Below are 4945 nucleotides of genomic sequence, written 5' to 3' on the forward strand. Positions count from 1 at the left end.
CTGCAGGATGATGGGCGCCATCGGGAAGGCCTCGATGACGCCCATCATCCTGCAGTGGCGGTGGCAGGCGAGACCCCCGCCAGCCGCGCCACGTCGGCGAGGTTGACCGCACGCTCCGTCGGGGCGGACATCGGGGGAGCATAACCCCGGACCCGGAAGCGCTTGCATAACTTTTCCACCGACAGTTGCTCGTCCCGAGCTGCCGCTCGCCGGGATCTGTTCTAGCGTTCTGTGACGCTTGACACTGACTGGTGAAGTGCACACAGTGACGCCTGGAAGCGCTTCCAGCACTTCCTGCACGCCCTGCGACCAACGGAGGTCGACGATGCGACGCCCCTGGAGGAGCCGCCTCGCCGCGGCCGCACTCGCCGTGGTGGCGGTGGGCGGTCTCGCGGCCTGCGGGTCCGGACAGTCCGGCCCACCCGTTCTGACCTGGTATACGAACCCGGACTCAGGGGGCCAGGCAGAGATCGCGAAGCGCTGCACCGAGGTTGCGAACGGGCGCTATTCGATCGCGGTGTCGGTGCTACCGCGTGAGGCGGCGGGCCAGCGCGAGCAGCTGGTGCGCAGGCTCGCGGCCAACGACAGCTCGATCGACATCATGAGCCTCGACCCGCCGTTCATCGCTGAGCTGTCCGAGGCGAAGCTGCTGGCCCCGGTGCCGCCGGAGCTGGCGGCGAGGGCCACGGAGGGCATCGTGGAGTCCGCGGTCAAGGGCGCCAGCTGGCGCGGTCAGGTGGTGACCGTCCCGTTCTGGGCCAACACGCAGCTGCTCTGGTACCGCAAGTCCATGGTGGAGGGGACGGGTCTGGACATGTCCAAGCCCGTGACCTGGGACCAGCTGATCCAGGCGGCCGAGGCGAAGGGCAAGCAGATCGCCGCCCAGGGCGCCCGGGCGGAGTCGCTCACGGTGTGGTTCAACGCCCTCATCTCGTCCGCGGGCGGGGCCGTGATCACCAACCCGTCCCCTGACGACCCTGCGGGAGTCCAGCTCGGTCTCAACGACCCACCCGCTGTGGCAGCGGGTGAGGTCATGCAGAAGCTGGCCACCTCCAGCGCCGCGGGCCCGACGTTCTCCACGGAGGACGAGGACGCGGGCGCCACCGCGTTCGAGAGCGGCGACGCGATGTTCATGGTCAACTGGCCGTTCGTCTGGCCGCGGGCCACCTCGGCGGCCGAGGAGGGCACGCTCGACAAGTCCGTGCCGCAGGACTACGGCGCCGCCCTGTACCCGCAGGTCGAGCCGAACCTGCCGAGTGCGCCGCCCTACGGCGGGATCAACCTGGGCGTCGGGGCATTCAGTGCACACACGGACCTCGCCTTCGAGGCCACCGAGTGCATCACCAGCGCGGAGAACCAGAAGTACTACTTCGTGGAGAACGGCAACCCGGCCGCGCTGGAGTCGGTCTACACCGATCCGGAGGTCATCGAGGCCTTCCCGATGGCGCCCATCATCCTGCAGTCGCTGAACCAGGCCGCGCCGCGGCCGCAGACGGCCTACTACAGCGAGGTCTCGGGGAGCATTCAGCGCGAGTACCACCCGCCGTCGGGTGTCGACCCGCAGGGGACGGCGGCGGCGACCGCGGTCCTCATCCAGGAGGTCCTGGCGAAGAAGGAGCTGCTGTGAGCACGACGACGATGCCCGAGGCGGGTGCCACCCCCCTGCCGCCGACCGACCACAGGGCCACGATCTCCGACCGGTCGCGCGCCGAGCGGAAGCTGGGGTGGATGCTGGCGGGCCCGGCCTTCGTGGTCATGCTGCTGGTCACCGCCTACCCGATCCTGCAGGCGGTCTACGACTCGCTGTTCGACTACCGGCTCACGGACCCGGACAAGCGGTCGTTCACGGGACTGTCCAACTACGGGGTCATCCTCACCGACCAGATCTGGTGGACGTCGCTGGGCGTCACGGCGTTCATCACCGTGGTCACGGTGGCTGTCGAGCTCGTCCTCGGCTTCGCCCTGGCCCTAGTGATGGTCAAGGCCTGGCGGGCCCTCCGGGCGCCGGTCCGGGCCGCCATCCTGATCCCGTACGCGGTGATCACGGTCGTGTCGGCCTTCGCCTGGCAGTTCGCCTTCTCCGCGGACTCCGGCTTCGTGAACTCCTGGTTCGCGTGGCTGCCCGGCGTCTCCGCGGACACGGACTGGTTCGGCGGGACGTGGTCGGCGCTGTTCGTCGTCTGCCTGGCCGAGATCTGGAAGACGACCCCCTTCATCTCGCTGCTGCTGCTCGCGGGTCTCGCCCAGGTGCCGGAGGTCCTGCAGGAGGCCGCGAAGGTCGACGGGGCGACCTGGTGGCAGCGGATGTGGAAGGTCACCATCCCGAACATGAAGGCCGCCATCATGGTGGCCCTGCTGTTCCGCACGCTCGACGCCTTCCGAGTCTTCGACTCGATCTTCGTGATGACGGGCGGGGCGAACAGTACGGAGACCGTGTCCTTCCTGGCCTATCGCCAGACCATCTCGCGGTTGGAGATCGGGCTCGGCTCGGCCGTCTCGGTGCTGCTCTTCATCTGCGTGATCCTGATCTGCGGGTTGTTCATCAAGGGCTTCAAGGTCGATCTGTCGCAGACGAGGGGGGAGTGAGATGACCGCTCGCGAGAAGTGGCTGTGGGTCGTGGCGGGCGTGGTCATCGTGATCTACGCCTTGTTCCCGGTCGGCTGGATCGTGTCCCTGTCGCTCAAGTCCGCCTCCGACATCTCCAACCAGCAGTTCCTGCCTTCGGTTGTGAGCTGGGAGAACTACGCGCAGATCCTGTCCGGCGACGCCGCCGGTCTGTTCCTGCCCGCGCTGCGCAACTCCTTCGGGATCTGTCTGATCGCCACGGCGATCTCCTGTGTCCTGGCGATGTTCGCCGCCTACGCGATCGCCCGGCTGGACTTCCGGGGCAAGAAGCTCATCCTGTCCACCGCTCTGGCGGTGGCCATCTTCCCGGTGATCTCCATCGTGACCCCGTTGTTCAACCTCTGGCGGGAGATCGGGCTCTACGACACCTGGCCGGGGCTGATCATCCCGTACCTGTCGCTGACCCTGCCCATCTCGATCTGGACGCTCTCCGCCTTCTTCCGGGAGATCCCGTGGGAGATGGAACAGGCCGCCCAGGTCGACGGGGCCACGACGTGGCAGGCGTTCCGCAAGGTCATCGTGCCACTGGCCGCTCCGGGCGTGTTCACCACCGCGATCATCGCGTTCTTCATCGCGTGGAACGACTTCGCCTACGGCATCTCGCTCACCTCGACGAGTGCGTCGCGGCCCGTGCCCGCCGCGCTGGGGCTGTTCTCAGGCGCCTCGCAGTTCGAGTCGCCGAACGGCCCGATCGCCGCCGCCGCGGTGATCGTGACGATCCCCGTCGTCATCCTGGTGCTGGTGTTCCAGCGTCGGATCGTCGCCGGGCTGACCAACGGTGCCGTCAAGGGCTGAGCCCGCACCCTCGAGAAGGAGAACCGACATGGCTTCCGTGGAGATGCGGAACATCGTCAAGAAGTACGGGGACGGCTTCCCGGCCGTCAACGACGTCAGCCTCGACATCGCCGACGGCGAGTTCATGATCCTGGTCGGCCCGTCGGGCTGCGGGAAGTCCACCCTGCTCCGAATGGTCGTGGGGCTCGAGGACATCACGTCCGGGGACATGGTGATCGGCGGGAAGCGGGTCAACGACAAGGCCCCGCGAGAGCGCAATCTCTCCATGGTGTTCCAGAACTACGCGCTCTACCCGCATCTGTCGGTGTTCGAGAACATCGCGTTCCCGCTGCGTCTGCAGAAGGCGCCCGAGGAGGAGGTGCAGCGCAAGGTCAAGGCGGCCTCGGACGTGCTCGAGCTGCACGAGCACCTGGACCGCAAGCCCGCCAACCTCTCCGGCGGCCAGCGCCAGCGGGTCGCGATGGGCCGCGCCATCGTCCGGGACGCGGACGCGTTCCTCTTCGACGAGCCGCTGTCCAACCTAGACGCCAAGCTCCGCGGACAGATGCGCACGGAGATCGCCCGGCTGCAGCGGAGGCTGGGCATCACCACCATCTACGTCACGCACGACCAGACCGAGGCGATGACCCTCGGGGACCGGGTCTGTGTGCTGCGCAAGGGCGTGATCCAACAGGTCGCGTCCCCGCGTGAGCTCTACGAGCAGCCGGTCAACCTGTTCGTGGCGGGGTTCATCGGGTCGCCGCCGATGAACTTCCTGCCCGCCAAGCTGAAGAACGGCACGCTCTCGACACCGTTCGGGGAGATCACGTTGGACCCGAAGCGGGGCGCGGACATCGGCGACCGCGACCTCGTGCTGGTCGGCATCCGGCCCGAGTTCTTCGAGGACGCCTCGCTGGTCGAGGAATCCAAGCGGGGCCACGGCAGCACGTTCCGGGCGAAGGTGGACGTCACCGAGTGGCTGGGCGACTCGCAATACGCCTACATCCCGTACGACGCGCCCGACGAGGTCGTCAACCAGCTCAAGGAGCTCTCCCGGGAGCTGGACTCCGACCAGCTGCGCACGCAGGCGATCGTGTCGATCGACTCGACGAGCCGGATCCGGGAGGGCCGGGAGGCCGAGTTCTGGCTCGACGCCCGCAAGGTCCACGTGTTCGACCCCGCGACCGGCGACAACCTGACCCGCGACCCGGAGGCGGGTGCGGAGCTGACCCGGCTCGCGGAGGAGGACCGCGCCGAGCAGATCGAGGAGGCGCGCTCGGGCGGCCTGACCGTGGAGGGCCACACCACCAGCTGAGCGACCGCATCGTGGCTCCATGACGCCCGCTGGGAGGGGTACGGCGCGGCGTTGTGGAGCCATGGTGCTCTGGGCCGGGGGTTACGGTGGCCCCGTGATCCCGCGGCTCGTCCTGCTCACGGGCGTCGAACTGGACGGCGTGCCCGTGCCGGGCGAGCGGTCGCAGGAGGGCCTGTACGTGGGAGGCGTGACCCTGCCACTCGCCCTGGCGGACCTGGGGCTCATCGACG

General features: G+C 68.3%; 4 protein-coding genes. All 4 read left to right on the forward strand.

Annotated elements, in window-relative coordinates:
- The first annotated feature begins 517 nt into the window (after positions 1 to 517).
- From H5J29_RS20700 to H5J29_RS20715, 4 genes are read left to right on the forward strand one after another with little or no spacing between them, the layout of a single operon-like run.
- Positions 518 to 1627, forward strand: coding sequence for an extracellular solute-binding protein (locus tag H5J29_RS20700; protein ID WP_512700130.1), 1110 nt, complete (start codon positions 518 to 520; stop codon positions 1625 to 1627).
- Complete coding sequence (locus H5J29_RS20705) at positions 1624 to 2586, forward strand: carbohydrate ABC transporter permease (RefSeq protein ID WP_312858325.1); 963 nt, start codon at positions 1624 to 1626, stop codon at positions 2584 to 2586. The genes H5J29_RS20700 and H5J29_RS20705 overlap by 4 nt, the downstream gene beginning before the upstream one ends.
- 1 nt (position 2587) lies before the next feature.
- The gene (locus H5J29_RS20710; RefSeq protein ID WP_181782709.1) at positions 2588 to 3421 is read left to right on the forward strand and encodes a carbohydrate ABC transporter permease; all 834 of its coding nucleotides are present in this window, start codon (positions 2588 to 2590) and stop codon (positions 3419 to 3421) included.
- Positions 3422 to 3449: 28 nt separating this feature from the next.
- A complete protein-coding gene (locus H5J29_RS20715) occupies positions 3450 to 4715 on the forward strand; it encodes an ABC transporter ATP-binding protein (protein ID WP_181782710.1) in 1266 nt (421 codons plus the stop codon).
- Positions 4716 to 4945 lie beyond the last annotated feature (230 nt).

The sequence above is a fragment of the Pseudonocardia pini genome, from assembly GCF_013870575.1.
Taxonomy (GTDB): Bacteria; Actinomycetota; Actinomycetes; order Mycobacteriales; family Pseudonocardiaceae; genus Pseudonocardia; species Pseudonocardia pini.

What these genes read in the sequence shown, in the direction of transcription:
- H5J29_RS20710 (WP_181782709.1), top strand. Translation starts at nt 2,588, where the DNA reads ATGACCGCTCGCGAGAAGTGGCTGTGGGTCGTGGCGGGCGTGGTCATC.
- H5J29_RS20715 (WP_181782710.1), top strand. Translation starts at nt 3,450, where the DNA reads ATGGCTTCCGTGGAGATGCGGAACATCGTCAAGAAGTACGGGGACGGC.